This is a genomic window from Photobacterium leiognathi (assembly GCF_030685535.1).
In the GTDB taxonomy this organism is placed as follows: Bacteria; Pseudomonadota; Gammaproteobacteria; order Enterobacterales; family Vibrionaceae; genus Photobacterium; species Photobacterium leiognathi.
This window is the reverse complement of record NZ_CP131601.1, coordinates 713,210-739,740: the sequence shown is the minus strand read 5'-3', so window position 1 is coordinate 739,740 and position 26,531 is coordinate 713,210. Positions and strand designations below refer to the sequence as shown.

Sequence of the window (26,531 nt, the reverse complement as noted above, 5' to 3'; positions counted from 1 at the left end):
AAATCAAAAGATATCATCAAAGCCATGATCTAAAATCATAGCCTTGCCGTGAAATAATACAGTTACTGAGTCATGGAATACATGGATGTCTTCATTAACGTTAGCACACGCTCCCGTAACCATTGATGAGACAACTCATTGTCATATTTAGGATGCCACAGTAGCCAATAGTGATTATGTACACTCGGAAATGGCAACGGCTTATACACCACATCGTAAAAACGTTGCATGTTGGCAGCAATATGCTCAGGGATCACCAGTAACATATCTGTACGACAAATCGTATTGAGGGCCGATCCGAAAAAAGGTACTAAGGTGTGAATGTGACGCTCACAACCCAGCGAACGTAACTGGGTATCGACAAAACTATCTTTATCACCACCACCGTTAACTGAAACATGTTTATAAGCGGTGAACTCAACAAGAGTTAATGACGATTGCTTTGCTAACACATGATGTTGACTCATTACACATACCGCTTGATCAGTACCGATTTGCACACCTGATAAGCCATCAGGAATAGCAGGTGCCATAGTGGAAACAAGCTGAATATCAAGATCGCCCAATTGCTCTGTATAACTTGGAGACCATAACTGATAACGTACATCAACCTGTGGTGCTTGGGTAGTTAATAGCTCAACAATATCTGGGAAAATATATTGGGCAACATAATCAGACGATGATAAAACCACCTTGCCACGCCAGTCTTGCGGGGTGAATTGCTCTGGCTCAAAAACAGCATCACAATCGGCAAGTAATTCAGTGATTTTTTGTTGAAGCGATAAGGCACGAGGTGTGGGTAATAAACGATTTCCCTCTCGTACTAATAGAGGATCAGAAAAGATTTCACGCAATTGTGTCAGTTGCCGACTCACCGCCGACTGCGTGATGTGTAAACGCTCAGCGGTACGGGTTACATGGCATTCATCCAACAACACATGTAAGGTTCGTAATAAATTTAAATTCGGCACTGACACAATTTTTCACTCTCTATCCGTATTGAGCGAGCTCGATGTATTACTCGGCTTTACCGATGTCGGCAAATTTACCGCCCGTTAAGGCAACAAGATCTTTCGCTGCAAGTTCAATATCTAAACCTCGACGACCCGCACTGACAAAGATAGAGTCAAAATTTTCTGCCCCGCTATCAACTAAAGTCGGTAAACGCTTTTTCTGACCTAATGGGCTAATGCCACCCACGATGTAGCCTGTTACTTTCTCAGCTAATTTGGGATCTGCCATTTCAGCTTTTTTACCACCAGCGGCTTTTGCAGCAGCTTTCAAATCTAACATTCCAGAGACTGGCACAACTGCCACCGCAAGATTTTTAGGATCGCCATTTAGCGAAAACAATAATGTCTTAAATACACGGTTAGGATCGATACCCAGAACTTCCGCAGCTTCATGACCAAAATTGGTGTTTGCAGGATCGTGATCATACTGATGCACTTGGTAAGATATTTTTTGTTTTTTCGCTAATTTAATCGCTGGAGTCATGATGATTTCGCTCTCTGTTTCACTCAAACAGCTGTGGTTAATTCCCCCATATAGCCAAAAGCGCTATCAAAGAAATTAAGAACATCTGTTTACCAATCCTGATTATATCGCTAGTTCATACAACTGAGCTATAGCACAGCAAATTCGTATAACAAAAAAGCGCACCTGAACAGTTCAAGGTGCGCTTTATCAAACTACGATTACGGCTTACTTATAAACAATCTCACCTTTTGGTGCGAACTTGTTTACATCAATTGGTGAATGCGTTTCTAAGTATTGTTTCAGTACTTCTGCATCCACAAAGCCTGTATTTACGTGACCATCGTGGTTATTGATTTTCGGATAACCATCACCACCCGCGGCGTTGTAGCTAGGTACGGTGAAACGGTACGTCTTATTCATATCTAATGGCTTACCACCAATTTTCACGTTACTTACTTGACCGTTTTCAACCGTCATTGAAATACCGTAGAACTGTGCGTAAGAACCAGAATCAACAGGCTTAGTCGCGACAACATTTAGGTAATCCAATACTTCCTTACCCGTCATATCTGTGTAAGTCACGATGTTGCCAAATGGTTGTACGATCAGCACATCTTTATAAGTAATGTCGCCGCCTTCAATCGAATCACGCACACCACCAGAGTTCATTACAGCAAAATCAGCTTTCGCACGCTCCATATGTGATGCACCAATTAAGCGACCTAGGTTAGTTTGCTTAAAACGAACCACGTTACGATCGCCTTCTAACTTACCGTTAGATGCTGCAATCTTAACATTTAGCTTCTCTTGGCCTTGCTCTTGGAAAGGTTTTAGGAAGTTGTACACTTCTGGGTTTTGTGCGATTTCATCTTGGATGAACACACGTTTGCTAGAACCGTCATCTAACTTGATTTTCTTCTTCAAGTTAACTGGCACTAAATCATAGCTCACCAGTGATAATTCACCGTTCTTAAATTCAAAGTCAGCACGACCTACGTATTTACCCCATTCGTGCGCTTGCACAATCCACGTACCATTTTGCTGATCCGGTACACACTTATCACCTGGTTGGAAGTCTTTATTAGCAACATTCAGGCCTTCCATACAAACAGGCTCTTGTGAGTGTCCACCCACAATCATGTCTAAATCACCTTCATTAAGGTAACGTGCTAGTGCCACATCACCTGGTGCATTAATACCGCGCTGACCGTTTTCATAGTGGCCCATGTGCGTTGCTGCAATGATCACATCCGGCTTTTCTGTTTTCTCAAGCTCTGCGATCACTTTCTTCGCTTCTGCTTTTGGATCACGGAACTCAACACCACCGATGTATTCTGGGTTACCAATCTTTGCTGTATCTTCTGTGGTTAAACCAATCACAGCGATTTTAATGCCTTGCTGCTCAAAAATTTGGTACGGCTGGAATAAACGCTTACCCGTGTTCTTGTCGTAGATATTGGCAGAAAGCATTGGGAAGTTCGCCCATTCTTCTTGCTTACGTAATACTTCAAGTGGGTTATCAAATTCATGGTTACCTAATGCCATTGCATCGTAACCGATCAAGTTCATACCTTTGAAATCAGGCTCTGCATCTTGCAGATCGGATTCTGGAACACCTGTGTTCACATCACCACCAGAGAGCAATAAGCTAGTACCACCTTGTGCTTCTACTTCGGCACGGATCTGATCAACTAACGTCTTACGCGCAGCCATACCATATTCACCGTTCTGGTTTTGCCAGAAACGACCATGGTTATCGTTAGTATGAAGGATAGTGATTCGATAAGTAGTATCAGCATCCCATGCTGGAGAGGCGTTTTCCGCTGTTGTTGCACAACCAGAAAGAAGAGCAAGTAGAGCGGCGCTTAATGCTGTTTTAGCAAATAGGCGTTGCTTCATGGTATCCACCTTAAAATATTCTCTAATGGCGATTTCAAGCGTAATTGTATTTTCGCTAAACCGGAACAATTTATATGGTCACATTTTCACCACAAAAGCATGTACTTAGAAGTAAAACAATGTGACCAGAATCGTCAGTTTATATAAATAAAAACGTATGACTTTTCTATTTTAAATTTTTGTTAACGGGATCACTTCGTAGATTTCAAAACTATTGTTTATGTCACATCAAGGCACAAAAAAGCCCAGTTAATACTGGGCTTATCGAAAATAGTTATCGTCAACTCTGTTTTATAGTGAATAAAATCACATTATGCATTAGCCAGTTTTCGACTTGGATGCTTCATGACAATCGCGATAATCGCGGCAATCGCCAAGAAGAAACAATAGTAAGAATGTGCCACCACATCCAATGGTGATAACTCAAATACTGAACCTAATAACAATGCTTGTGCACCATAAGGTAAAACCCCTTGGATCACACATGAGAAGATATCAAGCAAACTTGCAGAGCGGCGCGGCGTTACCCCGTTTTCATCAGCCAGTTCACGAGCAACACCACCAGAAACAATGATTGCTACCGTGTTATTTGCGGTACAAAAGTTAGTTAAGCTCACTAAGCCCGCAATACCAAATTCACTCGCACGCAGGTTTTCAGACGCTTTATGTTTTGAACTAAATACATTGATAACTCGGCTAATGCTTTGCGTTAAGAAAGCCAAACCACCTTGCTGACGCATTAGCTCACTGATACCACCAATTAGCATAGATAACAGGAAGATTTCCTGCATGTTGCCAAAGCCGCCGTAAATGTCTTTACCAAAATTCGTTAAGCTATAATCTGCAACTGATGTTAGGCCAACACCACCAGCTAATAAAATACCTACAGATAGCACAACAAACACATTTACACCTGATACAGCCAGTACCAAGATCGTGATATATGGCATCACTTTTAGCCATTCAATTGGTGATGTTTCTGGCAATTGCGTCACAGAGCTATTGAAAGTAAATAACACAATCGCTGCTATCGCTGCTGGAATAGCAATTTTCACGTTCTCACGGAATTTATCTTTCATCTGACAGCCTTGCGAGCGAGTCGCTGCAATTGTGGTATCAGAGATAATAGATAAGTTATCACCAAACATTGCGCCACTGAGGACAACACCAGCAGTTAATGCCACATCCATGCCTGATGCTTGAGCAATACCTAGTGCAACGGGAGCAACTGCGGCAATGGTACCCATTGATGTGCCCATTGCAGTTGCAATAAAAGCAGAGATCACAAATAGACCCGGTAAGATCATGCTCGCAGGAATTAAGGCTAACCCTAGATTAACCGTAGCATCTACCCCACCTGACGCTTTCGCCACAGAAGCAAACGCACCTGCCAATAAATAGATCATACACATCGCAATAATATCGCTGTGACCTACGCCACGGATAAACTGCTCAATCGCTTTATTTAGTTTTTCTTTACTGAGTAAGATTGCCACAACCACAGCAGGTAATGCTGCAACTGGCGCTGGTAATTGGTAAAAAGCGAAATCAACACCTTGCATCGTTAGATAAGTACCTACCCCAATAAATAAGGCTAAGAAAATACCTAACGGTAATAAGGCAAGTGCGGATGGTGGAATATTTTGATCTTTTTTGGCTGTGCTTGGCATGACGACTACTTAACATCTATTTGTAAATTGACAGTTAGACTAAATGGATGCGATCACAGAGTCAACATCTAGACGTCTAAACATCCAAAAGATATGTAACTAAATTACATAAACAGTCATCATCGTAATGATATTTAGGCTTGTCGCAAACAAAAACTCTTAAGCATCTTAAGATAAAAATGCGAGCATTATCACCAATACAAATAACTTTAATGATAAACATGTCATTAAATAATGCGCTTAAGCTTAACAATCACTAGAATTCGTTAACATTATACTGGATTTTAGGGATATATAATGCAGTTAACATTAAAACAAAAACTCATCGTCGCCAGTTTATCCGCCGTCATAGTGATGGCGACTGCGCTTACTTGGCTTTCTGCCAGTCAAATAGCTTCACAAGCCGAGCATGAACTCTATGAACGAGCAGAAAATCTCACTCAAGCTGTAAGTGAAAGTATTGGCGATTGGGTTGCCATTCGTAGTGATATCATCAATTCTGTTGAAGAAAACACTTCTAATGCTGAAATCGTCCCCTTTTTAAAACAAGCGCGACTAGCGGGTCAATTTGAAGATTTATATTTCGGAAGTAAAGTCGGTACAGCCACCAGCTCTTATACTGAACGCGATCTATCATCTGTCGATCCTCGTACTCGTCCTTGGTATCAACAAGCTCAGCAAGCCAATAATACAATTATTTCTCCCGCTTACCTCGATACCTTAACCAAAGCACAGATGATCACCATAGCGAAACCTGTGTATCACAATGGGACTTTTTCCGGTGTGTTGGGTGCTGACATCCTAATTACCCAATTGATTAATGATGTCATTAATTTAAACGTTGGTGAAAATGCCTTCGCCATGTTGATCAACAAGCAAGATGGCACTTTCCTCGCACACCCTGATAAACAATTACTGCTACAGCCAATTGCTCGCTATAGCAATGACTTATCAATCAATTCTATTGAACAACAAATGCAGAGCCATGACTTTGCAAACCTAACCATTAACGGTCAAGCTAAACAGCTTTACTTCGCGAGTATTCCAAATACTCAGTGGCTGCTCGCTATTAGCTTAGATACCAAAACAGAACAAGCTGCTCATAAGGCACTACTTTTCAAGCTAATACTAGCCGCGGCTGTTATTGCGCTATTGGTTATTTGTAGTGTGGCATGGTTAGTGAATTTCCTATTCCGCGATTTAGATCGCGTATCAAAAGCACTAGCAGAAATTGCGAGTGGTGAAGGCGATCTGACGCAACGTATTGAGCCAAAGAGCAATGATGAAGTGGGACAGCTTGCTAAGAACTTCAACCAATTTGTTAGCAATATGCACGCAATGGTGATGCGTTTAAGCCGTGTATCTGATTCATTGGGTCAACAATCAAAAGTGACTGCGGCCCAAGCTCAAGAACGCAGCTCACGTATTTTGCACCAGCAAGATGAGATCAATATGGTTGCGACAGCGATTAATGAAATGTCAGCCGCAACGAAAGAGATCGCTTACAACGCAGAAAATACCGCACGTACCGCTGAAGAAACGGTTGCAGCATCAGATCACGGTGCAACTCAGGTCAATCAAAGTCAGCAATCTATTTCTAGTTTGGCGCAAGAAGTGGATACTGCAACAACAGTGATCAGTGAGCTAAATAATCATGCCCAAAGCATCACTACGATCCTCTCAACCATCCAAGGTATTGCCGAGCAAACGAATCTACTGGCATTAAACGCAGCGATTGAAGCAGCTCGTGCTGGCGAGCAAGGTCGAGGTTTTGCGGTTGTTGCTGATGAAGTACGAGTGTTAAGTCAACGTACTCATGCATCTACCCAAGAAATCCAACAAATGATTGAAACCCTGCAGCAAACTACAGCTCAAGCCGTTGGGATCATGGAAGATAGCCGCCATTTATCTGAAACCAGTGTTGATGATGCAAGTTCAGCCTCTGCAAGCTTGGCGCAAATTACGTCTGCAGTGAACAACATCAATGATATGGCAACACAAATTGCCTCTGCGGCAGAAGAGCAATCATCAGTGACATCCGAGATCACCCGTAATACAGAGGGGATTCGCGATGTATCAAATGAGCTTGCAATTGAAGCCAATGAGGCCGCACAACAGGCGGCAGAGTTATCTCAATTATCTAACGAGTTACAACAAGAAATTCGTCGCTTTAAGCTCTAGTCATTAATGCTCGACACATAACAAAAAGGCTTGCGCTATTAATAACGCAAGCCTTCTTTTTATCTCAAATTTATTCGCGATTAAATCAAACTAAAAAGAATCGCAGCTACAGCCAATGTACCCATTAGTAAAATGAACCAAGTGCTGATCTTGCCACGATACATTTTCAAACTCTCGATACGGTATACCGCCAGCATCGGCATGATAAACAAGATCATCGCAATCACAGGGCCTGATAACGCCTCCATCATACCGAGAATGCTCGGGTTCATTACCGCTGCAAACCAAATAGAGAAGAACATGATCACCACACCGATCTTATCGATGGTTTTCAGTGGCAATTTAGTTTGTTTAGCCACAATGCCATTAAAACTTTCACGTGCACCCATGAAGTGACCTAAGAATGACGAGGTGATCGCAATAAAAGCAATCAGTGGGCCTAGCAACATAATAAAGTGACTGTCTTTTACGTTTGCAAGGTAAGACAGCACAGAGACATTATCCGCTTTAGCTTGCTGTAGTTGCTCAGGAGTTAAACTCAACACGCATGAGAAAACAAAGAACAGGACAAATGCAATCAGCATCACTGACGTACGCTTTAAAATTGATTCTGATTTTTGCTTAGCCCCATCGGCATACTGACGGCGCTGAGCATTAACAAAACCAGAAACCACAGGCGTATAACTAAACGCAAATACCACCACAGGAATGGCTAACCATAGCGATGAACTGAACTCAACAAAGCTTTGGTTGAAATTAAGGTTTGGCATGTGCCAGCTTGGGATCAAGTAAATTGAGATCCCCGCCAAGATAAATGCTAACGGGTAAACAATCACTTCAAACGCTTTTAGCATCGCTTTTTCACCCGCTAACATTACAGTGATCATCACAAAGACTAAACCACCAGATAGCAGCACACGTGATGGCGCTTCTAAACCCAATTGGTGAACAATAAAGCTATCAACGGTATTGGTTAAACCCACACCATAAATAAGCAGAATTGGGAAAATCGACAGAAAGTACAACAGGGAAATTAAGCGACCATAACCTGTGCCAAAATGCTCTTCTACCACATCAGTAAAGTCGGCATCAGATGAAGATGATGAAAGCACAAAACGTGCTAATCCTCGGTGCGCCCAGAATGTCATTGGCCCTGCCAATAACGCCATGACGATCAAAGACCAAAAACCACCAGAGCCAATATTAATCGGTAAAAATAAAATACCGGCACCAACAGATGTACCAAATAAACTCAACATCCAACGGGTGTCATGCTGAGTCCATTTAGATAAACGTGTTGTTACTTCTTGTCCGGAGTGCTCTTGAGTGGTTGTTAGTGACACGGGAAACTCTCTGCTCGAATAAAATGCTGCGGCAAGTATGAAACCACAGCCGACAAGTTTCAAAAACAGTGAGACAAACATCACACCATAAAAACAGATACCTCAAAAGCATACCAACTGTATTTATTTAAATTAGTGAAATTTAACTTCAAAAAAACAAGTCAAAGATAGAATAAAATATCGTATTTTTATGTTTTTTGAATTTTAATAAATCGAATACTTATCATACAAAACAAACGTTTTATCATGCTATTGGCACAAAAAAGCCCAGTGATTCATCATCACTGGGCTTTAAAGAGAAGCTGATAAACTTAGTTTACTTCAATAGGAGCGAAGCTCTTAATAAGATCATCAAGTTGCTTAATTTGAGCAAGGAATGGCTCAAGCTTATCTAGTGGGAACGCAGATGGACCATCACATAGTGCCTGATCAGGTGTTGGGTGAGCTTCCATAAACAAGCCTGCAATACCCGTTGCAATACCAGAGCGAGCTAGATCAACGGTTTGCTCACGACGACCACCAGAAGCCGCACCTAGTGGATCACGACACTGTAGCGCATGCGTTACGTCAAAGATAATTGGGCTGCCTTTTGATGCTTTTTTCATTACATCAAAACCAAGCATATCAACCACTAGGTTATCGTAACCGTGCAGTACACCACGCTCACATAAGATCACATTGTGGTTGTCACATTCCGCGAACTTCTCAACGATGTTACCCACTTGACCTGGGCTCATGAACTGTGGTTTTTTCACGTTGATCACTGCACCTGTTTTCGCCATCGCTTCAACAAGATCAGTTTGACGCGCAAGGAATGCAGGAAGCTGAATCACATCAACCACATCAGCAACAGGTTGTGCTTGCTCACGCTCGTGAATATCAGTGATGATTTTCACACCAAAAGTATCTTTGATCTCTTGGAAAATCTTCAGACCTTCTTCCATACCTGGACCACGGTATGAATGCACAGATGAACGGTTAGCTTTATCAAAAGACGCTTTAAATACGTAAGGAATACCTAACTTTTCAGTAACCTTTACATAGTGCTCACAGATTTGCATCGCTAAATCGCGAGACTCAAGCACGTTCATACCGCCAAATAGGACAAATGGCTTATCATTCGCTACATCAATGTCGCCAATGCGAACAGTTTTTTGTTCCATCATATTCGTTATTCTCTTTTAGTGCAGAGTCAAAGGCTCATCAAAGAGCGTCTCTACTTGCGTTTTGAGTAAATCGGCAGCCGGATCTTCAGGGCATTGTTCAATAAAGTATGAATAATCCATTGCAGCGGCATGACTACAGTCGAGTTGCTGATAAATATAGCCACGGTCGCGGATCTCATGAGGATCGCCAGGGCTAAATAACAGCGCTAAATCACTACAACGTAAAGCGTCAGTGAAATGCTCTTCTCGAAGCAGCGCACTTTTCATCACAGTTAACCAACGAACAAGAATTTCGTGATTCTGCTGTGTTTCTAAATATTCCGGCTTTAATTCAGTAAACGGGCCTCGATGACCAATCAACCAACTACGTAAAATATGAGTGCTTACAAACTCACCATCAAACGGGTTGATGTATTGCACATCACCTTCTGTCCATGTCGCCTTTAATAAAAATTGCGTCGGGAAGCCTACACTTTCTACAGGGAGATCAAGATGCTGTGCTAGATAAACAAACAGTGCACCTAAGCTAACAGGGATCCCTTTACGGCGCTCCAATACCTTATCTAAAAATACATTATCTGATGAAAAGTATTGCTGATGATCGCCTTGAAAACCCCACTCACGATAAAATAAGCGTAATAGCCCTTCTAAACGAAGGCGAGGATCGAGCTCTTCCATTAACGCGTGTTCGGCTTCTTGAGCTAATTGAGATAACTTTAATTGCACCCAATGGGCTGGAAATTCAGGATCAATTTCCGCCATCATCTCAATAGCTCCGTCCACTAATGGGCGAGAATTGAGTTCATCTTCATTAAACTGCATCATGATCTAACCTAACTTAACCGAAAATCGACGTCTTAGTGACCGCCAATTGTGCAGCTAAAAATACCCAACCCAACGCACCTAAAAAGGCAAACGTCTTAAAGACTTTGTTCTTACCCATGTGCAGCGTGACATAACCAAGGGCAATGTAAGCCAGCACACACGTTAGTTTTTCTGTTAGCCAGCCATTTGCTGCGGTAAACGGCATAAAACCAGTAATAAAGATAAGTGCCACACCTGATGCTAATAAAATCGTATCAACAATATGGGGAGTGACTTTAAAAAACTTTTTATTCAACAGTGATGAGTTTGCCATCATCATGATATAGCGGGTTACGAATAACAGCACACTCAGTGCAATTGCCACTAAGTGAATGTGTTTCATCGCCATATACATCATCATCTATTTTTCTCCTTGCCAGCAACCCATCGTTACTCGATCGAGTCCTGCATAATCTTGACTGGTAGAAACTTGTTGGTATCCAAGCTGCGCTAAAATCTCACGTACTGCAGAGCCCTGCTCAAAGCCATGCTCCATCAATAACCAACCACCGATAGCCAAATGTTGTCGTCCTTGATCGCTGATAATGCGAATATCAGCTAAACCGTTATCGTCAGCGACTAGCGCACTCTTTGGTTCAAAACGAACATCGCCTTGAACAAGGTGCGGATCAGCTTCATCAATATAAGGTGGATTACTCACAATCACATCAAACGTTTCATTTTGTTGTAACGGTGAATACCAACTGCCCGCTAAAAAGCGAGTATTTGAAATTGATAAACGTTGGCTATTTTCTAGCGCTAAATCAGCCGCTTCTTGACGTAAATCGATGCCTGTTACTTGCAACATTGGACATTCAGATGCAATCGCTAAAGCAATAGCACCTGTACCTGTACCTAAATCCAATACTTTAGTAGCTGAAGCTGAAATTTTTTCTAATGCCAGCTCAACTAAACGTTCAGTATCAGGACGTGGAATCAATGTTGATGGTGAAACCTTTAATGACAGTGACCAAAACTCACGTTCGCCAATAATGTAAGCTACAGGCTCACCATTAATACGACGGGTGAGTAACGCTTGAAATGCCTCATATTGGGCATCATCAAGCTGTTTTTCTTACCATGTCAGTAAATAGCTACGCGGTTTATCGAGAACATGACATAGCAAAACAGCACTATCTAACTGCGGGCTATCTGAGCCCGCCGTTGATAATTGTGCTGTTGTTTGTTTTAAAACCTGTTCAATGCTACGAGGCATTAGTTTTGCTCAGCCATTGCAGCAAGCTGATCCGCTTGGTGCTCTTGTAGAACAGGTTGAATTAGTGCGTCTAGATCGCCTTCCATCACTTCATTTAAACGGTAAAGTGTTAGCGTAATACGGTGATCTGAAACACGACCTTGTGGGTAGTTGTAAGTACGAATACGGTCAGAACGATCACCTGAACCTAGTAGGTTACGACGAGTGCTTGCCTCTTCAGCGTGACGCTTTTCTTCTTCCGCTTTAATGATACGCGCAGCAAGTACAGACATCGCTTTTGCTTTGTTCTTATGCTGTGAACGCTCATCCTGACATTCAACCACAATACCTGTTGGTAAGTGAGTAATACGAATAGCAGAGTCGGTGGTGTTAACGTGCTGACCACCTGCACCTGATGAACGGAAGGTATCGATTTTCAGATCGCCCGTGTTAATCTCTGGAATTTCAGCTTCTGGCACTTCAGGTAGCACAGCAACAGTACATGCTGATGTGTGAACACGACCTTGAGACTCCGTTGCAGGAACACGTTGTACACGGTGACCGCCTGACTCAAACTTCAAGATACCGTAAGCACCGTCGCCGTTCACTTTTGCGATCATTTCTTTGTAACCACCTTGCTCTGCACGGTTTTCGCTGATCACTTCTACACGCCAGCCACGACGCTCTGCGTACTTGCTGTACATACGGAATAGATCACTGACGAAAATACCTGCTTCATCACCGCCAGCACCAGCACGAATTTCCACGAAACAGTTGCGATCATCGTTTGGATCTTTAGGCAGCAATAGCACTTGAAGTTCATCTGCTAGACGCTCAATTTCAGCTTTCGCTTCTTTGATCTCTTCTTGTGCCATTTCACGCATTTCTGCGTCGTCTTCTTGTGCCATCTCTTCAGCGGCAACTAAGTCTTCTTTCGCTTGTTGGTAAGCTTGGAAACACTTGGTTACTTCTTCTAACTGTGAGTATTCTTTTGATAACGCACGAAAACGGTTTTGATCCGCAAGTACATCAGGATCACCAAGGAGATGTTGAACTTCTTCATAACGTTCAACAAGAGTTTCTAATTTAACTAAAATTGATTGCTTCATAATCTTCTAATCGTGCTTAGCGAAAGCCAAAGGCGATCAACTACTAATCGTTATAGGAATCCAGACCGAGAGCTTCACGGATCACCACTAATTTGTCAGATTCGCCATTTTTAGCGACCTGCTGCATAGCTTTGGTTGGAGCATGGATAAGCTTATTGGTCAGTTTGTTACTGAGCTCTGCTAAGGCCTTCTCAGGATCGGTACCATTAGCAATGGCTTGGAGGCTACGTTGTAGCAACTCCTGTTTAATTTGGTCGGCAAATTGACGATAATCACGAATACTATCAACGGCTTCTAGTGAGCGTAGCCATTGCATAAACGCTGCACTTTCTTCACTTACAATGGCTTCAGCCTGAATGGCTGCAACCTTACGCTGCTCACGGTTCTTCTCTACAATCGAGTGAAGATCATCAACAGAATATAAGTAAGCATCGTTCAATTCGCCAACTTGTTGTTCAATATCACGTGGAACAGCAATATCGACCAACAGCATAGGCTGGTGACGACGTTGCTTCAGTGCCGCTTCAACCATGCCTTTACCAACAATCGGTAATGGACTCGCCGTTGAGCTGATCACAATATCTGCTCGGTGAAGATGCTCAGGAATTTCTTCTAAGCTGATCACCTCAGCACCGAATTCACGCGCAATACCTTCAGCACGCTCACGAGTACGGTTAGCCACAATTAAACTGTTACAGCCCTGTTCAACAACATGACGAGAAACTAATTCAATCGTTTCACCCGCACCTACCAGTAAAATAGTAACACCGGATAAAGACTCAAAAATTTGGCGCGCTAAAGAACACGCAGCATAAGCCACAGATACGGCATTACCACCAATATCTGTTTCCGTACGTACGCGTTTCGCTACTGTAAAGGTTTTTTGAAACAGCTTTTCTAAGGTGCCACCTACTGCTTCAATGTCTTTTGATTCCGAATAAGACTGCTTCACCTGTCCTAGGATTTGCGGCTCGCCCAATACTAACGAATCTAGGCCACAAGCAACACGCATTAAATGACGTGCTGCTGCTTGCTCTTCATGAAAGTACAGGCTTGGCATCAGTTCTTCGGCTGTGATCTGATGAAATTTGGTCAACCAGTCAATGATCACACCCGGCCCTGACTGTGAAATTTCACAGTAAACTTCAGTACGGTTACAAGTAGAAACTATAACCCCACTTAATACTTCAGGGTGGTTTTTCAGCTGCTGCAACGCCAAAGTGAGCTTTTCTGGAGAAAATGCCACTTTTTCACGTAAATCAACAGAAGCTGTTTTGTGGTTGATTCCTAATGCAAGCAAGGTCATGGAGACGGTGTACCCACTTCGCTTGTGAAAAAAATCTAAGAGAGAGGGATTTTACTTGATGCCCTGACGTAATAAAAGGTAGCTGACGAAATCAATCAATAATGATGGCATTTTTCTTGCCTTAAGCGCCTAATTTCCTCGTTATTTTTGGTTATTATTTGGCTTTAATTAAAATAATCGCTATTGTTTTGGCTCATTCTTATTACGAGCTGTCATCATGAAATTACGTAATATAGCCTTTATAGCTATCACGTTTGCCTTATTATCAGGCTGTGCACAAACGCCGAAAAACACCCAAAAAGTAGATTGGAAAACCCATCAAACCCAGCTAAAAAGCCTCACCGATTATCAAGCGAAAGGTGTGTTTGGCTTTTACAGTCCTGAGCAACGTATTCAGCTGACATTTAATTGGAAAAATCACAACGATGAATACCAATTAATCCTTATCAAAATGTTCAAAACCGTATTAAATTTAAACTCGAAGCCTAACAATGTGACCTTGGTTGATCCTGATGGGAAAACCTATCACGGCACAGATGCAACCCAACTGGTTAAAGAGATAACGGGACTTCAATTGCCTCTATCACAAATGCGAGATTGGCTCATTGGCTTACCAACTCGTGCTGATACTTACCAATTGAACAACAACGATCAAGTTGCTTATTTAGCTAAAGACATTAATGGTCAAGTATGGGAAATGCATTACAACACGTATAATGACCACACCCCTGCATTACCAACACAGATGATTCTGAGCCAAGGTGAACTGCAAGTTAGAATAAAAATATCACAATGGTTAGCTAACTAAATTAGCGTAAAATTTTACCGTAACCCTCAAACACACGAGCATTGCATGAGTCAAAACATCCCTTTTGATGTTGCTAGCCAATGCCCAGCACCCGCTAAACTCAATCTATTTTTATACATCACAGGTCAACGCCCAAATGGCTACCACGATCTACAAACCCTTTTCCAGTTTGTCGATTATGGCGATACCCTCACTATCACACCACGCCGTGATAACCAGATCCTTCTAACACCTGCGATTAAAGGTGTTAAAACAGAAGATAATTTGATCTACCGAGCAGCTGAAGCACTTCGTCAAGCCGCTAACTGTGATTTAGGGGCGGACATCCATATAGATAAAATTCTACCTATGGGTGGTGGTCTTGGTGGCGGCTCTTCTAATGCAGCAACCACACTCGTAGCCCTTAACCATTTATGGCAAACCAACCTTTCTGTTGATGAACTGGCTGAAATTGGTTTGAAATTAGGTGCCGATGTGCCCGTTTTTGTACGTGGTACCAGTGCATTTGCTGAAGGTGTTGGTGAAAAATTACAGCCAGCAGAGCCAGAAGAAAAATGGTTTTTAGTAGCCAAACCCGATATTAGCATCGCAACTGTTGATATTTTCACCCATCCAGATCTTCCAAGAAATACAGAAAAACGCAGTCTAGATGCCCTGTTACGCGGAGTTTACGAAAACGATTGCGAGAAAATTGTAAGAAGTCTTAATCCCGAGGTTGATCAGGCGCTTTCGTGGCTGTTAGAATACGCGCCATCAAGATTGACCTGCACTGGCGCTTGTGTATTTTCGGAGTTTAATACGCAGGAAGAAGCCAACGCAATTTTGAAAATTTTACCTGACTGGCTCCACGGATTTGTCGCAAAAGGTGTCAACACGTCTCCTCTTATGACAGCCTTAGCCGCACATTCTACGGATTGTCAGTAATTACAACTTGGACGCAACCTGAGGTTTACACCGTGCCTGATATGAAGCTGTTTGCTGGTAACGCAACACCAGAACTAGCCCAACGCATCGCTGATCGTCTTTATATTTCATTGGGAGATGCAACGGTTAACCGTTTCTCCGATGGTGAAGTATGTGTACAAATTAATGAAAACGTACGTGGTAGCGACGTATTCATTATCCAATCAACTTGTGCACCAACGAACGACAACCTAATGGAACTGGTTGTTATGATCGATGCACTACGCCGCGCTTCAGCTGGCCGTATTACAGCAGTAATTCCATACTTTGGTTATGCTCGCCAAGACCGCCGCGTTCGCTCTGCTCGTGTGCCAATCACTGCAAAAGTAGTTGCTGATTTCCTTTCTAATGTGGGTGTTGACCGTGTTCTTACTGTTGACCTACACGCTGAGCAAATCCAAGGCTTCTTCGATGTTCCTGTAGATAACGTATTTGGTAGCCCAGTTCTTTTAGAAGACATGCTAGCAAAAGATCTTCAAGATCCAGTTGTGGTATCACCAGACATCGGTGGTGTTGTACGTGCTCGTGCTATTGCAAAACTACTTGATGACACAGATATCGCTATCATCGATAAGCGTCGTCCACGTGCTAACGTATCTCAAGTAATGCACCTAATCGGTGACGTTGAAGGTCGTGACTGTATCATCGTTGATGACATGATCGATACTGGCGGTACCCTATGTAAAGCAGCAGAAGCGCTAAAAGAGCGTGGTGCGAAACGTGTATTTGCATACGCTACTCACCCAGTATTCTCAGGTAGTGCACTAGAGAACATTCGTGAGTCTGTGATTGATGAAATCATCGTAACTGACTCAATTACGCTGACGAAAGAGATCGAAGCGACAGGTAAAGTTTCTGTATTAACACTATCAGGCATGCTAGCTGAAGCTATTCGTCGTATTAGCAACGAAGAGTCAATCTCAGCAATGTTTGAGCACTAATACGTTAAAAGTTAAATATTAACGTCGCTATTATTTAACGCCTCGCTTTTGCGGGGCGTTTTCTTTTATCAAGCAGTCAAAAATAACCGCTAAAGCACAGTCGTATCAATTTTAGTTAATTTGATATAATATATGGCGCGTTTTGAGCCCGACTCCCAGTAACTCATCACTACTTTCAACACAAGTACAACCAGCATAGTTACTGGCGTATATAACAAGAGAGATAAACGTGAGTAATAATATTCGTTTACTTGTTGGCCTAGCAAATCCGGGTCAAGAGTATGCTAGAACTCGCCATAATGCAGGTGCATGGGTAGTAGAAGAGCTAGCACGCGTTCACAATGTAACGCTTCGCCCCGATCCAAAATACTTTGGCTTAACGGGTCGAATTACAACCAACGGGCAGGATCTTCGCTTATTGATCCCAACCACTTTCATGAACCTGTCAGGTAAGTCTGTGGCTGCGTTAGCAAATTTCTTCCAATTTAAACCAGAAGAAATTCTTGTTGCTCACGATGAACTCGACCTACCACCTGGTGTTGCGAAATTCAAAAAAGGTGGTGGTCACGGTAGTCATAATGGCCTTCGCGATATCATCAGCAAAATGGGCAACAATAAAGATTTCTATCGCTTGAGGATCGCTATCGGTCACCCGGGCGATAAAAACAAAGTCGCTGGCTACGTACTTGGTAAAGCACCAGCTAAAGAGCAAGAACTGATTGATGCAGCAGTAGATGAATCTGTTCGCTGTATTGATTTATTGCTCAAAGACGGCTTAACAAAGGCGCAAAACCGCCTACATTCATTTAAAGCAGAATAGCCAAGCCAATCGACTTCTATTTTGCCGCTATAGTGCAGTCATTCGTACTATAGTTGAGTTGTTACACAGAATAATCACCAAAAGGGTTTTAAACCATGGGTTTTAAATGCGGTATCGTAGGTCTACCAAACGTTGGTAAGTCAACTCTATTCAACGCCTTAACTAAAGCGGGCATTGAAGCAGCAAACTTCCCGTTCTGTACTATTGAACCAAACACAGGTGTAGTACCTGTTCCAGATCCTCGTATGGATGCTCTAGCAGTTTTCGTTAAACCAGAACGTATTCTGCCAACGACAATGGAATTTGTTGATATCGCGGGCCTAGTTGCTGGTGCATCTAAAGGTGAAGGTCTAGGTAACAAATTCCTAGCTAACATCCGTGAAACAGATGCAATTGGTCACGTTGTTCGTTGTTTCGAAAACGACAATATCGTACACGTTGCTGGTCGTATCGATCCGCTAGAAGACATGGATATCATCAACCTTGAGCTAGCAATGGCTGACTTAGACACTTGTGAGCGTGCTATTCAGCGTTTAGCTAAGCGTGCTAAAGGTGGTGACAACGATGCTAAATTCGAAATCAAAGTACTAGAGAAAATGCTACCTCACCTAACTGAGGGTGGCATGCTACGTGCGCTTGAGCTAACTAAAGAAGAAAAAGTAGCAATTGATTACCTGCACTTCCTAACGCTTAAGCCAACCATGTACATTGCTAACGTAAACGAAGATGGTTTTGAAAATAACCCATTCCTAGACGCAGTAATGGAACGTGCGGCACAAGAAAATGCCGTTGTTGTTCCTGTATGTGCGGCAATCGAGTCTGAAATTGCAGAGCTTGATGATGCTGATCGTGAAGAGTTCCTAGCTGATCTTGGTATCGAAGAGCCGGGTCTAAACCGCGTGATCCGTTCTGGCTACGAGCTACTTTCACTGCAAACTTACTTCACTGCTGGTGTGAAAGAAGTTCGTGCATGGACTATCCCTGTAGGTGCAACAGCACCAAAAGCGGCTGGTGTGATCCACACAGACTTCGAAAAAGGTTTCATCCGTGCTGAAGTTATCGGTTACGACGACTACATCAACTGTGGTGGTGAAGCTGGTGCTAAAGAAGCAGGCAAATGGCGTCTAGAAGGTAAAGAATACATCGTTAAAGATGGTGACGTTGTTCACTTCCGCTTCAACGTGTAATTTTTCACCTGTAAAAAGCATATAAACATTCATAAGCCAGCTCTTTAGCCTGTCTCTTATACACAAATCCCTAAGCCAATGCTTGGGGATTTTTTTGAACTAATTTTATGTTTCATGATCTGATCATCTAAGCAATGATAAGGATGATTATGATGACCTATATAGAACCAACTCTTTGGGCTCAAAAACAATTCGGTCAAGCCGATCTTAATGACCCAAGACGCACTCAAAGACTCGTTGCTCTAGCTACCTCTCTGGCTGAACAACCTGGTATCCCTATCTCAAAACTCATCATCTCCCCAGCCGATATGGAAGGGGCTTATCGCTTTATTCGTAATGACCAAATCAAAGCAGAAGATATTGCAGAAGCTGGATTCTATGTCACAGCACAAGAAGCTTTTGAACAACAAACACTGCTTGCATTGGAAGATACCACTTCTCTAAGTTACTCACATCACAGCATACAAGATACACTCGGGCATTCCAATCAAGGTAATCGACACCGAGCAATGTTCGTTCATTCAACGTTGCTTTTTGCTCCCGAAACTCACACTGTAGTTGGTTTAATCGAACAACAACGCTGGACCCGAGATATTGAAAAACGTGGTCAAAGACACCAGCATGCAACTCGACCATACAAAGAAAAAGAAAGTTATAAATGGGAACAAGCATCTCGCCATGTTGCAGAGCGACTAGGCGAGAAAATGTCAGAGGTTATTTCTGTATGTGATAGAGAAGCCGATTTATTCGAGTACCTCACTTACAAGCACGAGCAACAACAACGATTTATCGTTCGCTCAATGCAAAGTCGCTGTATCGAGGAGCATGATAATCGTCTTTATGACTACGCTTCCAAGTTGTTATCAGCAGGAAGCAAAGAGCTAAAAATACCGCAAAAAGGCGGTCGTAAGTCCCGCACGGCTCATCTAGACATCAAATATGCTCCCGTGACACTTAAGTCTCCCGCTAATAAAAAAGAGTTCGATAATATCTCTCTCTACTATGTTGGATGTATAGAGCAAGGTGAGAGTGACGACAAGCTCGCATGGCATTTACTGACATCAGAGCCTGTAACGAACAAAGAGGAAGCACTTAACATCGTCAGTTATTATGAGCGTCGTTGGCTGATAGAAGATTTTCACAAGGTTTGGAAAAGTGAAGGCACGCAAGTTGAACAACTGAGAATGCAAAGTAAAGATAACTTAGAAAGGCTCAGTGTTATTTTGGCATTTATTGCTACTCGTTTACTCCAGTTAAGATTTATGAACGAATCTAAAGAGTTATCTAGTAGCTGTTGTGAACGGGTGTTAAAAGGTAAAGCGTGGAAGCTTATGTGGTTAAAATTGGAGAAGAAAAAGCTGCCCAAAGAAGCACCAAATATATCGTGGGCTTACAAAAGTATTGCACGGTTAGGTGGTTGGAAAGATACCAAGCGGACGGGTCGCGCTTCTGTAAAGACATTATGGCAAGGATGGTTTAGGTTACAAACCATCCTTGAAGGATATGAACTAGCTAAGTCTCTTGAACACAATGACTTGTGATCAAGAGACAGGCTCTTTAGCTGGCTTATTTTGTATTTAACAACCAACGCTTCGTAATTCTACCGTCACTAGAATTAATTGATGCACCTCACATTTATCAATATTTTAGGCTGACAAAGTCGATTTCAGTTTGTCATTCGCACACATCGTCCAAATATCCGACGAACAAACGGATTTTCCCGATATTTTCAAAAAAACTGTTGACGGTTTTCGCTGGTATGAGCATAATGCGCCCCGTTCCCGACACAGTGACTCACTAAGAGCCACGGTGATAAATAGGAAAATGGCTACGTAGCTCAGTTGGTTAGAGCACATCACTCATAATGATGGGGTCACAGGTTCGAATCCCGTCGTAGCCACCATTCAATTTTCAACGTAAAATTGAATATCAGTTTATTATACTGATAATATGCGGAAGTGGCGGAATTGGTAGACGCACCAGATTTAGGTTCTGGCGCCGCAAGGTGTGAGAGTTCAAGTCTCTCCTTCCGCACCATTCTCAATAGAGTTGAGAATCGCTATTTTAGCGCTGTAGGTCTATCGCCAAGCGGTAAGGCAGCGGCTTTTGATGCCGCCATTCCCTGGTTCGAATCCAGGTAGACCTGCCATTATTTAAAGAGTATTGATAAACGTCAGTATTCTGTGTTGGCTACGTAGCTCAGCTGGTTAGAGCACATCACTCATAATGATGGGGTCACAGGTTCGAATCCCGTCGTAGCCACCATTTATTCTTCAACTCAGCTTTTACCAATTACTGTTTTGATTAATACAACTAGAGACAACAGTTATTCATAACTGATAATATGCGGAAGTGGCGGAATTGGTAGACGCACCAGATTTAGGTTCTGGCGCCGCAAGGTGTGAGAGTTCAAGTCTCTCCTTCCGCACCATTCTCTCTAGTTTTAAAAGTCTTGTGATAAACAAGCGCTGTAGGTCTATCGCCAAGCGGTAAGGCAGCGGCTTTTGATGCCGCCATTCCCTGGTTCGAATCCAGGTAGACCTGCCATTATTTAAATTGATTGCTATCGCAGTCAATTATGCGGAAGTGGCGGAATTGGTAGACGCACCAGATTTAGGTTCTGGCGCCGTAAGGTGTGAGAGTTCAAGTCTCTCCTTCCGCACCATTCTCAATAGAGTTGAGAATCGCTATTTTAGCGCTGTAGGTCTATCGCCAAGCGGTAAGGCAGCGGCTTTTGATGCCGCCATTCCCTGGTTCGAATCCAGGTAGACCTGCCATTATTTAAAGAGTATTGATAAACGTCAGTATTCTGTGTTGGCTACGTAGCTCAGCTGGTTAGAGCACATCACTCATAATGATGGGGTCACAGGTTCGAATCCCGTCGTAGCCACCATTTATTCTTCAGATCAGCTTTTACCAATTACTGATTTGAAAATACAACTAGAGACAACAGTTATTCGTAGCTGACAATATGCGGAAGTGGCGGAATTGGTAGACGCACCAGATTTAGGTTCTGGCGCCGCAAGGTGTGAGAGTTCAAGTCTCTCCTTCCGCACCATTCTCTCTAGTTTTAAAAGTCTTGTGAATAAACAAGCGCTGTAGGTCTATCGCCAAGCGGTAAGGCAGCGGCTTTTGATGCCGCCATTCCCTGGTTCGAATCCAGGTAGACCTGCCATTATTTAAATTGATTGCTATCGCAGTCAATTATGCGGAAGTGGCGGAATTGGTAGACGCACCAGATTTAGGTTCTGGCGCCGCAAGGTGTGAGAGTTCAAGTCTCTCCTTCCGCACCATTATTCTTCAACTCAGTTTTACCAATTACTGTTTTGATTAATACAACTAGAGAAACAACAGTTACTTGTAACTGACAATATGCGGAAGTGGCGGAATTGGTAGACGCACCAGATTTAGGTTCTGGCGCCGCAAGGTGTGAGAGTTCAAGTCTCTCCTTCCGCACCATTCTCTCTAGTTTTAAAAGTCTTGTGATAAACAAGCGCTGTAGGTCTATCGCCAAGCGGTAAGGCAGCGGCTTTTGATGCCGCCATTCCCTGGTTCGAATCCAGGTAGACCTGCCATTATTTAAAGAGTATTGATAAACGTCAGTATTCTGTGTTGGCTTCGTAGCTCAGCTGGTTAGAGCACATCACTCATAATGATGGGGTCACAGGTTCGAATCCCGTCGTAGCCACCATTTATTCTTCAACTCAGATTTTACCAATTACTGTTTTGATAATACAACTAGAGACAACAGTTACTTGTAACTGACAATATGCGGAAGTGGCGGAATTGGTAGACGCACCAGATTTAGGTTCTGGCGCCGCAAGGTGTGAGAGTTCAAGTCTCTCCTTCCGCACCATTCTCTCTAGTTTTAAAAGTCTTGTGATAAACAAGCGCTGTAGGTCTATCGCCAAGCGGTAAGGCAGCGGCTTTTGATGCCGCCATTCCCTGGTTCGAATCCAGGTAGACCTGCCATTATTTAAATTGATTGCTATCGCAGTCAATTATGCGGAAGTGGCGGAATTGGTAGACGCACCAGATTTAGGTTCTGGCGCCGCAAGGTGTGAGAGTTCAAGTCTCTCCTTCCGCACCATTATTCTTCAACTCAGCTTTTACCAATTACTGTTTTGATTAATACAACTAGAGAAACAACAGTTACTTGTAACTGACAATATGCGGAAGTGGCGGAATTGGTAGACGCACCAGATTTAGGTTCTGGCGCCGCAAGGTGTGAGAGTTCAAGTCTCTCCTTCCGCACCATTCTCTCTAGTTTTAAAAGTCTTGTGATAAACAAGCGCTGTAGGTCTATCGCCAAGCGGTAAGGCAGCGGCTTTTGATGCCGCCATTCCCTGGTTCGAATCCAGGTAGACCTGCCATTATTTAAAGAGTATTGATAAACGTCAGTATTCTGTGTTGGCTACGTAGCTCAGCTGGTTAGAGCACATCACTCATAATGATGGGGTCACAGGTTCGAATCCCGTCGTAGCCACCATTTATTCTTCAACTCAGCTTTTACCAATTACTGTTTTGATAATACAACTAGAGACAACAGTTACTTGTAACTGACAATATGCGGAAGTGGCGGAATTGGTAGACGCACCAGATTTAGGTTCTGGCGCCGCAAGGTGTGAGAGTTCAAGTCTCTCCTTCCGCACCATTCTCTCTAGTTTTAAAAGTCTTGTGATAAACAAGCGCTGTAGGTCTATCGCCAAGCGGTAAGGCAGCGGCTTTTGATGCCGCCATTCCCTGGTTCGAATCCAGGTAGACCTGCCATTATTTAAATTGATTGCTATCGCAGTCAATTATGCGGAAGTGGCGGAATTGGTAGACGCACCAGATTTAGGTTCTGGCGCCGTAAGGTGTGAGAGTTCAAGTCTCTCCTTCCGCACCATTATTCTTCAACTCAGTTTTACCAATTACTGTTTTGATTAATACAACTAGAGAAACAACAGTTACTTGTAACTGACAATATGCGGAAGTGGCGGAATTGGTAGACGCACCAGATTTAGGTTCTGGCGCCGCAAGGTGTGAGAGTTCAAGTCTCTCCTTCCGCACCATTCTCTCTAGTTTTAAAAGTCTTGTGATAAACAAGCGCTGTAGGTCTATCGCCAAGCGGTAAGGCAGCGGCTTTTGATGCCGCCATTCCCTGGTTCGAATCCAGGTAGACCTGCCATTATTTAAATTGATTGCTATCGCAGTCAATTATGCGGAAGTGGCGGAATTGGTAGACGCACCAGATTTAGGTTCTGGCGCCGCAAGGTGTGAGAGTTCAAGTCTCTCCTTCCGCACCATTATTTAGAGACCCACTCTTTGAGTGGGTTTTCTTTTATCTGCTAAATATTATTTCACAATGAATAATATCCAGATAAATAAAAAGCCGAGTGACAATGTCTCTCGGCTTTTTGCTATCTCAATTATCAATAATTGTTATCTAAATACCCATGGCATACTTCAACACTTGTTTTTTCATCACACCAGCATGATCGGCAATACGTAATCCTGCATTTCGTAAAAACTTCATTGGCGCTAAATTATTACTAAAAGCAACGTAGAAAAAATCCATTCCCGTTTGCATTACAAGATTGTCAGGGCGACGACGTTGCTCGTACTTGTGTAGCACTTTAGTTTCAGCCCACAATTCTCCCGCAGCCTCTATTTCCTGCAGTAGTACATCTACATCTTTAAAGCCCAAATTCACACCTTGTCCCGCTAATGGATTAATGGTGTGAGCAGCATCTCCTAGCAAAACCACATTGGGTTTATAGTAAGTTTGAGCATGGCGACGTGTTAATGGGAAGCTACCGTGATTAATCACCTTAAACTCACCTAATTCATCAGGAAAAACCGCTGAGATTTCAGTATGAAGCTGAGTGGCTGTCATATGCGATAAGCGTCTGATACGTTCTGGGCTGTCATACCAAACCAGTGAGCCTTGGTGTCCTGGCAAAGGTAAGAATGAACGAGGACCTACTGGCGTAAATTGCTGCCAAGTAATGTCTTGCTGCGGCAAGGCGGTTTCTACATTGATTAACATACAGTGCTGGCGATAATCCCATGCTGTAATACCAATACCGGCTTGTTGGCGCACTTGAGAATTAGCACCGTCTGTGCCGACTAATAATCGACACTGTAATGTTTGCTTATCTTCAAGCTCAACAATATAGCCACCTTCAGTATGCATTGCTGATACCATTTTTGCAGGACACAACAAGGTTAAGTTATCGGCGCTTTCGAACTGTTGCCACAACGCTAGCTGTAATACACGGTTTTCAACGATGTAGCCTAGTTGCGCTAAGTTCATTTCATCTGCATTAAAACGTGTTCGGCACTCAGGGCTTTCCCACGTTTCCAGACGCTTAAATGGGCATAAGCGCATCTGTTTTACAGCATCCCAAGCGCCTAAACGCTCTAGTAAGGCAACCGAGTTAGGTGATATTGCGGAAACACGCAAGTCCATTGGCTGTGAGTCTGTATACGGCTGAGGAGCAAAACCTTCTAAGACTGCGACCTCAATCCCTAATTTTGCTAAGCCAAGTGCTGTTGCTGCGCCAACCATGCCGCCACCAGCAACGATGACATCGTATTGTTCCATTATTTACCTACCTATTACGTTCAGGCTTGTTATTTGGTTATAATCCAATAAACCATCATATTGACTCGAATTGTATAAGAAAATTCAATAAACAGGGAATGTAACCACGCTTAACATTCTCTCTTTTGTGCTGCTATTTTTATCTAAGGGAACAATATTCATCATGCTTAAACGCTTTTTCTTGAAACTCTTTTTATTTGCTCTGTTGTTCCCTATTGTCCTAGTTGTAATTTTCAAATTTGTAAACCCACCATTTTGGGGCTGGGAGATTAGTCGTACCCTGTTCCCACCTCAAGGTTATCCTGAACATATTCAACATGAGTGGGTCAATTTAGATAAAATATCTAAGAATATGCAGTTAGCTGTCATTGCCTCAGAAGATCAAACCTTTCCTGAGCACCATGGTATTGATGTGCAAGCAACCCTAGCAGTATTAAAATACGCAGGCAAAAATGGCCCCGATCGCGGCGCAAGTACGATTAGCCAGCAAGCTGCTAAGAATATGTTTTTATTCCCTGTTCACTCATTTATTCGTAAAGGTGTAGAACTGTACTTTTCATTATTAATGGAAATCGTTTGGGGTAAGGAACGTATTTTAGAAGTGTACTTAAATATTATTGAGTTTGGCCCAGGGATCTATGGTGTGGAAGCTGCGAGTGAGCATTTCTTCCACATCCCAGCGAGTCGTTTAAGCGCACAACAAGCAGCACAATTGGCAGCGGTGTTACCGAACCCTTATAAGATAAAAGCATCACCAATGAGCAATTATGTTTACCAACGTACTCTATGGATCCGTCGTCAGATGCGTCAACTGGGTATGGTAACGCTTGATAAAGTCTATAATGAACAGTCACTTTTTAAATCATTCCACATTTATCCTTAGTAAAGAATAAACCCACAATTTATTCGGGGTGGTGATGATCTGGTCAGAGCGAGTTTAAAGCAGTACAATACGCGGCTTGCTACAGGTGATGACAATCTATGTCCCCTGTCAGCCCGTAATCTGAATGT

19 protein-coding genes, 27 tRNA genes and 1 pseudogene are annotated in these 26,531 nt (G+C 42.8%); 35 read left to right on the top strand and 12 right to left on the bottom strand.

The features are described from left to right. Nucleotides 1-62: 62 nt before the first annotated feature. The 4 genes from Q7674_RS10585 to Q7674_RS10570 form a co-directional block, all read right to left on the bottom strand. Complete coding sequence (locus Q7674_RS10585; RefSeq protein WP_045065613.1) at nucleotides 63-977, bottom strand: LysR family transcriptional regulator; 915 nt, start codon at nucleotides 975-977, stop codon at nucleotides 63-65. Nucleotides 978-1,017: 40 nt separating this feature from the next. Next, nucleotides 1,018-1,497: a Cys-tRNA(Pro) deacylase gene (gene ybaK / locus Q7674_RS10580; protein WP_008986321.1), complete on the bottom strand. Its 480-nt coding sequence runs from the start codon at nucleotides 1,495-1,497 to the stop codon at nucleotides 1,018-1,020. Between the two features lie 207 nt (nucleotides 1,498-1,704). Continuing rightward, entirely contained in the window at nucleotides 1,705-3,378 is a 1,674-nt protein-coding gene (gene ushA / locus Q7674_RS10575; protein WP_045065611.1) for a bifunctional UDP-sugar hydrolase/5'-nucleotidase UshA, read from the bottom strand. Between the two features lie 311 nt (nucleotides 3,379-3,689). After that, a complete protein-coding gene (locus Q7674_RS10570) occupies nucleotides 3,690-5,048 on the bottom strand; it encodes a Na+/H+ antiporter NhaC family protein (RefSeq protein ID WP_008986319.1) in 1,359 nt (452 codons plus the stop codon). A gap of 297 nt (nucleotides 5,049-5,345) precedes the next feature. Between Q7674_RS10570 and Q7674_RS10565 the strand changes: the two genes are divergently transcribed. Further along, nucleotides 5,346-7,229 (top strand): methyl-accepting chemotaxis protein, encoded by a 1,884-nt coding sequence (locus tag Q7674_RS10565; protein WP_045065609.1) that lies wholly within the window; start codon nucleotides 5,346-5,348, stop codon nucleotides 7,227-7,229. Between the two features lie 80 nt (nucleotides 7,230-7,309). Here the strand turns inward: Q7674_RS10565 and Q7674_RS10560 are convergent, their stop codons facing one another. From Q7674_RS10560 to hemA, 7 genes and pseudogenes are all read right to left on the bottom strand, one after another. Then, on the bottom strand, nucleotides 7,310-8,572 hold the full coding sequence (locus Q7674_RS10560) for an SLC5/6 family protein (protein WP_045065607.1): 1,263 nt from the start codon (nucleotides 8,570-8,572) through the stop codon (nucleotides 7,310-7,312). Nucleotides 8,573-8,883: 311 nt separating this feature from the next. Further along, nucleotides 8,884-9,738 carry a 3-deoxy-8-phosphooctulonate synthase gene (gene kdsA / locus Q7674_RS10555; RefSeq protein ID WP_179946556.1) on the bottom strand — a complete coding sequence of 285 codons (855 nt, stop codon included), beginning with the start codon at nucleotides 9,736-9,738 and terminating at the stop codon, nucleotides 8,884-8,886. Between the two features lie 15 nt (nucleotides 9,739-9,753). Beyond that, a complete protein-coding gene (locus Q7674_RS10550; RefSeq protein WP_305423703.1) occupies nucleotides 9,754-10,563 on the bottom strand; it encodes a SirB1 family protein in 810 nt (269 codons plus the stop codon). A 13-nt stretch (nucleotides 10,564-10,576) separates the two neighbouring features. After that, nucleotides 10,577-10,957 (bottom strand): SirB2 family protein, encoded by a 381-nt coding sequence (locus Q7674_RS10545; RefSeq protein ID WP_008986314.1) that lies wholly within the window; start codon nucleotides 10,955-10,957, stop codon nucleotides 10,577-10,579. A 6-nt stretch (nucleotides 10,958-10,963) separates the two neighbouring features. Further along, nucleotides 10,964-11,818: pseudogene (gene prmC / locus Q7674_RS10540) on the bottom strand (peptide chain release factor N(5)-glutamine methyltransferase). Further along, the gene (gene prfA, locus Q7674_RS10535; protein ID WP_305423701.1) at nucleotides 11,818-12,906 is read right to left on the bottom strand and encodes a peptide chain release factor 1; all 1,089 of its coding nucleotides are present in this window, start codon (nucleotides 12,904-12,906) and stop codon (nucleotides 11,818-11,820) included. Before prfA ends, prmC begins: the two are co-directional and overlap by 1 nt. 43 nt (nucleotides 12,907-12,949) lie before the next feature. After that, a complete protein-coding gene (hemA, locus tag Q7674_RS10530; protein WP_008986311.1) occupies nucleotides 12,950-14,212 on the bottom strand; it encodes a glutamyl-tRNA reductase in 1,263 nt (420 codons plus the stop codon). A 217-nt stretch (nucleotides 14,213-14,429) separates the two neighbouring features. Here hemA and lolB point away from each other — a divergent pair, with 217 nt between their 5' ends. The 33 genes from lolB to Q7674_RS10365 all read left to right on the top strand — a co-directional run bounded on the left by lolB (nucleotide 14,430) and on the right by Q7674_RS10365 (nucleotide 24,219). Further along, on the top strand, nucleotides 14,430-15,020 hold the full coding sequence (gene lolB, locus Q7674_RS10525; RefSeq protein ID WP_305423699.1) for a lipoprotein insertase outer membrane protein LolB: 591 nt from the start codon (nucleotides 14,430-14,432) through the stop codon (nucleotides 15,018-15,020). A 45-nt stretch (nucleotides 15,021-15,065) separates the two neighbouring features. Continuing rightward, nucleotides 15,066-15,944 (top strand): 4-(cytidine 5'-diphospho)-2-C-methyl-D-erythritol kinase, encoded by an 879-nt coding sequence (gene ispE / locus Q7674_RS10520; protein ID WP_305423697.1) that lies wholly within the window; start codon nucleotides 15,066-15,068, stop codon nucleotides 15,942-15,944. A 32-nt stretch (nucleotides 15,945-15,976) separates the two neighbouring features. After that, on the top strand, nucleotides 15,977-16,924 hold the full coding sequence (locus Q7674_RS10515; protein WP_005370023.1) for a ribose-phosphate pyrophosphokinase: 948 nt from the start codon (nucleotides 15,977-15,979) through the stop codon (nucleotides 16,922-16,924). 229 nt (nucleotides 16,925-17,153) lie between these two features. Then, nucleotides 17,154-17,744 (top strand): aminoacyl-tRNA hydrolase, encoded by a 591-nt coding sequence (gene pth, locus Q7674_RS10510; protein WP_305423695.1) that lies wholly within the window; start codon nucleotides 17,154-17,156, stop codon nucleotides 17,742-17,744. A 95-nt stretch (nucleotides 17,745-17,839) separates the two neighbouring features. Continuing rightward, on the top strand, nucleotides 17,840-18,931 hold the full coding sequence (ychF, locus tag Q7674_RS10505; RefSeq protein ID WP_045065600.1) for a redox-regulated ATPase YchF: 1,092 nt from the start codon (nucleotides 17,840-17,842) through the stop codon (nucleotides 18,929-18,931). Nucleotides 18,932-19,083: 152 nt separating this feature from the next. After that, the gene (locus tag Q7674_RS10500) at nucleotides 19,084-20,472 is read left to right on the top strand and encodes an IS4 family transposase (protein ID WP_305422587.1); all 1,389 of its coding nucleotides are present in this window, start codon (nucleotides 19,084-19,086) and stop codon (nucleotides 20,470-20,472) included. Between the two features lie 285 nt (nucleotides 20,473-20,757). Continuing rightward, nucleotides 20,758-20,834 (top strand) — tRNA-Met (locus Q7674_RS10495). Between the two features lie 49 nt (nucleotides 20,835-20,883). Next, a tRNA-Leu gene (locus Q7674_RS10490) sits at nucleotides 20,884-20,968 on the top strand. A 37-nt stretch (nucleotides 20,969-21,005) separates the two neighbouring features. After that, nucleotides 21,006-21,080 (top strand) — tRNA-Gln (locus tag Q7674_RS10485). A 39-nt stretch (nucleotides 21,081-21,119) separates the two neighbouring features. Further along, nucleotides 21,120-21,196 (top strand) — tRNA-Met (locus Q7674_RS10480). An 81-nt stretch (nucleotides 21,197-21,277) separates the two neighbouring features. Continuing rightward, nucleotides 21,278-21,362 (top strand) — tRNA-Leu (locus tag Q7674_RS10475). A 41-nt stretch (nucleotides 21,363-21,403) separates the two neighbouring features. After that, a tRNA-Gln gene (locus Q7674_RS10470) sits at nucleotides 21,404-21,478 on the top strand. A 33-nt stretch (nucleotides 21,479-21,511) separates the two neighbouring features. Beyond that, a tRNA-Leu gene (locus tag Q7674_RS10465) sits at nucleotides 21,512-21,596 on the top strand. 37 nt (nucleotides 21,597-21,633) lie between these two features. Continuing rightward, nucleotides 21,634-21,708, top strand: a tRNA-Gln gene (locus tag Q7674_RS10460). A gap of 39 nt (nucleotides 21,709-21,747) precedes the next feature. Next, nucleotides 21,748-21,824: transfer RNA gene (locus Q7674_RS10455), tRNA-Met, on the top strand. Between the two features lie 80 nt (nucleotides 21,825-21,904). After that, nucleotides 21,905-21,989 (top strand) — tRNA-Leu (locus Q7674_RS10450). A 42-nt stretch (nucleotides 21,990-22,031) separates the two neighbouring features. Further along, nucleotides 22,032-22,106 (top strand) — tRNA-Gln (locus Q7674_RS10445). A 33-nt stretch (nucleotides 22,107-22,139) separates the two neighbouring features. Next, nucleotides 22,140-22,224, top strand: a tRNA-Leu gene (locus Q7674_RS10440). A gap of 81 nt (nucleotides 22,225-22,305) precedes the next feature. Next, nucleotides 22,306-22,390, top strand: a tRNA-Leu gene (locus Q7674_RS10435). A gap of 41 nt (nucleotides 22,391-22,431) precedes the next feature. Further along, nucleotides 22,432-22,506: transfer RNA gene (locus tag Q7674_RS10430), tRNA-Gln, on the top strand. Nucleotides 22,507-22,545: 39 nt separating this feature from the next. Further along, nucleotides 22,546-22,622, top strand: a tRNA-Met gene (locus tag Q7674_RS10425). A gap of 80 nt (nucleotides 22,623-22,702) precedes the next feature. After that, a tRNA-Leu gene (locus tag Q7674_RS10420) sits at nucleotides 22,703-22,787 on the top strand. 41 nt (nucleotides 22,788-22,828) lie between these two features. After that, a tRNA-Gln gene (locus Q7674_RS10415) sits at nucleotides 22,829-22,903 on the top strand. A 33-nt stretch (nucleotides 22,904-22,936) separates the two neighbouring features. After that, a tRNA-Leu gene (locus Q7674_RS10410) sits at nucleotides 22,937-23,021 on the top strand. Nucleotides 23,022-23,103: 82 nt separating this feature from the next. Further along, nucleotides 23,104-23,188: transfer RNA gene (locus Q7674_RS10405), tRNA-Leu, on the top strand. Nucleotides 23,189-23,229: 41 nt separating this feature from the next. Next, a tRNA-Gln gene (locus Q7674_RS10400) sits at nucleotides 23,230-23,304 on the top strand. Between the two features lie 39 nt (nucleotides 23,305-23,343). After that, a tRNA-Met gene (locus Q7674_RS10395) sits at nucleotides 23,344-23,420 on the top strand. An 80-nt stretch (nucleotides 23,421-23,500) separates the two neighbouring features. Beyond that, nucleotides 23,501-23,585: transfer RNA gene (locus tag Q7674_RS10390), tRNA-Leu, on the top strand. 41 nt (nucleotides 23,586-23,626) lie between these two features. Next, nucleotides 23,627-23,701 (top strand) — tRNA-Gln (locus tag Q7674_RS10385). Between the two features lie 33 nt (nucleotides 23,702-23,734). Further along, nucleotides 23,735-23,819, top strand: a tRNA-Leu gene (locus tag Q7674_RS10380). A gap of 81 nt (nucleotides 23,820-23,900) precedes the next feature. Continuing rightward, nucleotides 23,901-23,985, top strand: a tRNA-Leu gene (locus Q7674_RS10375). A gap of 41 nt (nucleotides 23,986-24,026) precedes the next feature. Continuing rightward, a tRNA-Gln gene (locus Q7674_RS10370) sits at nucleotides 24,027-24,101 on the top strand. Between the two features lie 33 nt (nucleotides 24,102-24,134). After that, nucleotides 24,135-24,219: transfer RNA gene (locus tag Q7674_RS10365), tRNA-Leu, on the top strand. Between the two features lie 140 nt (nucleotides 24,220-24,359). Here the strand turns inward: Q7674_RS10365 and Q7674_RS10360 are convergent. Beyond that, nucleotides 24,360-25,520, bottom strand: coding sequence for a 2-octaprenyl-3-methyl-6-methoxy-1,4-benzoquinol hydroxylase (locus Q7674_RS10360; protein ID WP_045065030.1), 1,161 nt, complete (start codon nucleotides 25,518-25,520; stop codon nucleotides 24,360-24,362). 163 nt (nucleotides 25,521-25,683) lie between these two features. Here Q7674_RS10360 and mtgA point away from each other — a divergent pair, with 163 nt between their 5' ends. Then, nucleotides 25,684-26,403, top strand: a complete 720-nt coding sequence (gene mtgA / locus Q7674_RS10355; RefSeq protein WP_080892234.1) for a monofunctional biosynthetic peptidoglycan transglycosylase — start codon at nucleotides 25,684-25,686, stop codon at nucleotides 26,401-26,403. The last annotated feature ends 128 nt before the right edge of the window (nucleotides 26,404-26,531 follow it).

Coding starts and splice junctions, on each gene's coding strand:
- ychF (WP_045065600.1), top strand. CDS start 17,840: ATGGGTTTTAAATGCGGTATCGTAGGTCTACCAAACGTTGGTAAGTCA.
- ushA (WP_045065611.1), bottom strand. CDS start 3,378: ATGAAGCAACGCCTATTTGCTAAAACAGCATTAAGCGCCGCTCTACTT.
- mtgA (WP_080892234.1), top strand. CDS start 25,684: ATGCTTAAACGCTTTTTCTTGAAACTCTTTTTATTTGCTCTGTTGTTC.
- kdsA (WP_179946556.1), bottom strand. CDS start 9,738: ATGATGGAACAAAAAACTGTTCGCATTGGCGACATTGATGTAGCGAAT.
- Q7674_RS10565 (WP_045065609.1), top strand. CDS start 5,346: ATGCAGTTAACATTAAAACAAAAACTCATCGTCGCCAGTTTATCCGCC.
- Q7674_RS10360 (WP_045065030.1), bottom strand. CDS start 25,520: ATGGAACAATACGATGTCATCGTTGCTGGTGGCGGCATGGTTGGCGCA.
- lolB (WP_305423699.1), top strand. CDS start 14,430: ATGAAATTACGTAATATAGCCTTTATAGCTATCACGTTTGCCTTATTA.
- ybaK (WP_008986321.1), bottom strand. CDS start 1,497: ATGACTCCAGCGATTAAATTAGCGAAAAAACAAAAAATATCTTACCAA.
- Q7674_RS10545 (WP_008986314.1), bottom strand. CDS start 10,957: ATGTATATGGCGATGAAACACATTCACTTAGTGGCAATTGCACTGAGT.
- hemA (WP_008986311.1), bottom strand. CDS start 14,212: ATGACCTTGCTTGCATTAGGAATCAACCACAAAACAGCTTCTGTTGAT.
- ispE (WP_305423697.1), top strand. CDS start 15,066: ATGAGTCAAAACATCCCTTTTGATGTTGCTAGCCAATGCCCAGCACCC.
- Q7674_RS10500 (WP_305422587.1), top strand. CDS start 19,084: ATGACCTATATAGAACCAACTCTTTGGGCTCAAAAACAATTCGGTCAA.
- prfA (WP_305423701.1), bottom strand. CDS start 12,906: ATGAAGCAATCAATTTTAGTTAAATTAGAAACTCTTGTTGAACGTTAT.
- Q7674_RS10570 (WP_008986319.1), bottom strand. CDS start 5,048: ATGCCAAGCACAGCCAAAAAAGATCAAAATATTCCACCATCCGCACTT.
- Q7674_RS10550 (WP_305423703.1), bottom strand. CDS start 10,563: ATGATGCAGTTTAATGAAGATGAACTCAATTCTCGCCCATTAGTGGAC.